This is a genomic window from Stenotrophomonas maltophilia group sp. Smal17 (genome assembly GCF_030237045.1).
GTDB lineage: Bacteria > Pseudomonadota > Gammaproteobacteria > Xanthomonadales > Xanthomonadaceae > Stenotrophomonas > Stenotrophomonas forensis.
In genome coordinates this window covers 1-3,632 of record NZ_JASJSU010000157.1, presented here as the reverse complement: position 1 = coordinate 3,632, position 3,632 = coordinate 1, and the positions used below count along the sequence as shown (strand labels likewise).

The 3,632-nt window shown below is 69.6% G+C and carries 4 protein-coding genes; all 4 read right to left on the bottom strand.

The annotated features are described in order from the left end of the window. Positions 1–23: 23 nt before the first annotated feature. From QRO93_RS21195 to QRO93_RS21180, 4 genes are read right to left on the bottom strand one after another with little or no spacing between them, the layout of a single operon-like run. Positions 24–728: a squalene/phytoene synthase family protein gene (locus QRO93_RS21195; RefSeq protein WP_180880717.1), complete on the bottom strand. Its 705-nt coding sequence runs from the start codon at positions 726–728 to the stop codon at positions 24–26. 11 nt (positions 729–739) lie between these two features. Beyond that, positions 740–1,435, bottom strand: a complete 696-nt coding sequence (locus QRO93_RS21190) for a phosphoglycolate phosphatase (protein ID WP_180880719.1) — start codon at positions 1,433–1,435, stop codon at positions 740–742. Beyond that, complete coding sequence (gene ubiG, locus QRO93_RS21185; RefSeq protein WP_049458268.1) at positions 1,432–2,148, bottom strand: bifunctional 2-polyprenyl-6-hydroxyphenol methylase/3-demethylubiquinol 3-O-methyltransferase UbiG; 717 nt, start codon at positions 2,146–2,148, stop codon at positions 1,432–1,434. Before ubiG ends, QRO93_RS21190 begins: the two co-directional genes overlap by 4 nt. Before the next feature lie 25 nt (positions 2,149–2,173). Next, complete coding sequence (locus QRO93_RS21180; RefSeq protein ID WP_006457248.1) at positions 2,174–3,517, bottom strand: TRZ/ATZ family hydrolase; 1,344 nt, start codon at positions 3,515–3,517, stop codon at positions 2,174–2,176. Positions 3,518–3,632 lie beyond the last annotated feature (115 nt).

The window sequence follows — 3,632 nt, the reverse complement described above, 5'->3', positions numbered from 1 at the left end:
CCCCCACTACCAGTGGCGATCGATCAACCGCGCGCGGCCCACCACACACGCAGCAGCGTGCGTACCGGGGTGGCCTCGATCGGCTTGCCCGCAGCCTGTGCGGCCACGCGCGCGCGCGCCAGGCTTGACCAGACGCGGCGGGGGCGCGGGCCCGGCACACGGGTGCCCCAGCCCTTCAGCAGATACTGCGCCCAACGCTGCGCGGCCGTGCCGGCGTCCTCATCCAGCAGGCTGCGCGGTACGCCCGCCACGCCGGCATCCTGCAGACGCTGGGCCAGGGTCTGCAGCTGCACCGCACGACAGGCACCGGTACGCGGCTTGTCGTTGAACAACGCCGCTTCCACCGCCGCCACCGCGTCGGAATAGTTGGCCAGTGCGCGTTCGGCGCCGGCCGCATCCAGCGCGACCGTGCGCGCTTCAACCAGATCCGGCAGCGCTTCGGCCAGCTGCGCCCACGGTGCACGCGCCGGCTCCAGCAGGCGACCCAGCGGGTGGCGCGAACGATGCGCAGCCCAGCTGCGCAGCTCCTCGCCCCACCAGGCCAGCTTGGCATCTGCCGGCAATGGATCGCCGCCGGTGTTGAGCATGTCGTCGAATTCCTGCAGCAGCGCGAACCACGCGACCGCGATCTCGCGTTGCGATTCGGCCACGAACGGCGCGGCCACCGACCATTCCGGCCAGCGGCTGCGCCACTTGTCGAGGAAACTGTCCAGCGCGGTACTGCTCACTACGTCATTCCTTACGGCTGGGCCGGGGCTGCCGGCCGGGTCGGCCAGAGGCTGGCCAGTTGCAGAAGTCCGGCGTTCTCGACAAGCACGTCGGCCTGCCAGGCCAGCGGGTCGTCACTGTGCAGGCGGTAGCCCCACAGCGCCGCCACCGAGGGCATGGCGGCGGCACGCGCGGCGAGGATGTCGCGCTCGTCGTCGCCCACGTACACGCAGTCTTCGGCGGCAATGCCGATGGCCTGTGCGGCGTGCAGCAGGGGCAGCGGATGCGGCTTGCGTTCGGCCAGCGTGTCACCGCCGACCAGCACCGCGCAGCGCTGCTGCCAGCCGTACTGCGGCAGGATCAGGCGCGCCAGGTACTCCGGCTTGTTGGTGACGATGCCCCACACCGTACCGGCCTCATCCAGTGCCGCCAGCATGCCGGCCACGCCATCGAACAGCACCGCATGCTGGCCGATCAGCGCTTCGTAGCGCTGCAGGAACTCCGGGACCAGCGCATCGCGCGCGGCGGCATCCAGTTCCGGGAAGGCCGCCGACACCATCGCCCTCGAGCCCTTCGACACCACCGGGCGCAACAGCGCCGGATCGATCGGCGCACGGCCCCGCTCGGCCAGCATCGCATTGCAGGTGGCGACGAAGTCCGGCGCACTGTCCAGCAGGGTGCCATCCAGGTCGAACAGCACCGCGCGCGGGAAGCCGGCCGTGGTCATGCCGGCTTGACCGCGTAGGCGAGGTAGTTGATGTCGGTACGGCTGCTCAGGCGGGCGTGGTTGCGCCACGGCTCGTAGGCCATGCCGCTGACATCCACCAGCTGCATGTCGGCCTCGCGCAGCCAGCGCGCCAGCTCGGCCGGCTTGATGAATTCCTGGTAGTGGTGGGTGCCCTTGGGCAGCAGCCGTGCTACGTACTCGGCGCCAACGATGGCCACTGCGAAAGCCGCCGCGGTGCGGTTGATGGTCGACAGGAACAGATGGCCACCCGGCTTCAGCAGGCGCTTGCAGGCCTCGATGATCGCACCCGGGTCGGGCACGTGCTCAAGCATTTCCATGCAGGTGACCACGTCGAAGCTGCCCGGCTGCTCGGCGGCCAGATCTTCGGCGGCCTGCACGCGGTAATCGACCGTGGCGCCGCTTTCCAGCGCATGCAGGCGCGCGACCTTGACCAGTTCAGGGGCCAGGTCGATGGCGGTGACGTCGGCACCGGCCTGCGCCAATGCCTCACTCAGCAGGCCACCACCGCAACCGATGTCGAGCACGCGCGCACCGCGCAGCGGCACGCGGTCGGCCACGTACTTCAGCCGCACCGGGTTCAGCGCATGCAGCGGCTTCTGCGGGCCGTCAGCGTCCCACCAGCGGTTGGCCAGCGCGGCGAACTTGTCCAGCTCGGCCTGATCGAAATTGGAGGAAGCGTGGGGGGCAGTCATGAGGGAGTCCTTGCGGCGCCAAGGTTCAGGCGCGGATATGACGGATGCGCTCGCGCCACTGGCGCGCGTTGGCGATGATGCCCGGCAGGTCCATGCCGACCAGCTCGCGCTGCACCAGCTTCGGCTTGCCGGCGATCCAGACATCGCTGACCTGCTGGCGGCCGGTGGCGTAGACCAGCTGCGACAGCACGTTGTGCAGCGGCTGGGTTTCCAGTGCGGACAGGTCGACGCAGACCAGGTCGGCCTGCTTGCCGACTTCGATCGAGCCGATGCGGTCACCGAAGCCCAGCGCGCGCGCACCGCCCAGCGTGGACGCACGCAGCGTGGTGGCCGCATCCAGCGCGGTGGCATCGTCGGCCACGGCCTTGGCCAGGATCGCCGCAGTGCGGTTCTCGCTGAACATGTCCAGGTCGTTGTTGCTGGCGCAGCCATCGGTGCCGATCGCCAGGTTCACGCCGGCGCGCTGCAGGGCGCAGGCCGGGCAGAAGCCGGAGGCCAGCTTCAGGTTCGATTCCGGGCAGTGCACCACGCTGACGCCGCGCTCGGCACACAGGTGGATTTCCGCATCGGTCAGCTGGGTCATGTGCACCGCGATCAGGCGGTCGTTGACCAGGCCAAGCCGATCCAGCCGCGCCAGCGGGCGCTGGCCGTGAAGCTTGATCGAATCGGTGATCTCCTGCGCGGTCTCGTGGGTGTGCAGGTGCACCTGCATGTCGAGCTGGTCGGACAGCATCCGCACCCGCTCGAAGTTGGCGTCGTTGACGGTGTACGGCGCATGTGGCGCGAACGCGGTGCCGATCAGCGGATCGGTGCGCCACTGGTCATGCAGTTCACCGGCCTTGGCGAAGTACTCGTCGTCGGTCTTGGCCCAGGCGGTGGGGAAATCGATGATCACCGCGCCGACCAGCGCGCGGAAACCGTGCTTCTTGTAGACCGCGGCCTGCACGTCACCGAAGAAGTAGTTCTCATTGGCGCAGGTGGTACCACCACGCAGCATCTCGGCGATGGCCAGCGTGGTGCCGTCGGCGACGAACTCGGGGCCGATCACCGCCGCTTCCACCGGCCAGATGTGCTGCTGCAGCCAGGTCATCAGCGGCAGGTCGTCGGCGACGCCGCGCAGCAGGGTCATCGGGTTGTGGGTGTGCGCGTTGACCAGGCCCGGCATCAGCGCGGCCTCGGGGCGGCTGACCACCTGGGCGGCGCGGAAGCGCGCGCGGGCCTCGGCGCGCGGCAGGATGGCCACGATCTCGCTGCCACGCACGGCGACGGCATGGTCTTCCAGCACCACCGCATGCGGCTCGATCGGAACGACATAACCGGCTTCGATGAGCAGGTCGCAGGCTTCGGGGAGGTGCGGGCTATCGCTCATGCGGGCTCACTGGCTGGGGGGGTGGCGGGCCTACGATCCATCGGGGATGGATCGTGGTCATGGCGCCGGGCGATGCCCGGCCCCGTCCCGCAGCCCTCGAGGCCGCGGGGTTGGC

What these genes read in the sequence shown, in the direction of transcription:
- QRO93_RS21190 (WP_180880719.1), bottom strand. Translation starts at nt 1,435, where the DNA reads ATGACCACGGCCGGCTTCCCGCGCGCGGTGCTGTTCGACCTGGATGGC.
- ubiG (WP_049458268.1), bottom strand. Translation starts at nt 2,148, where the DNA reads ATGACTGCCCCCCACGCTTCCTCCAATTTCGATCAGGCCGAGCTGGAC.
- QRO93_RS21180 (WP_006457248.1), bottom strand. Translation starts at nt 3,517, where the DNA reads ATGAGCGATAGCCCGCACCTCCCCGAAGCCTGCGACCTGCTCATCGAA.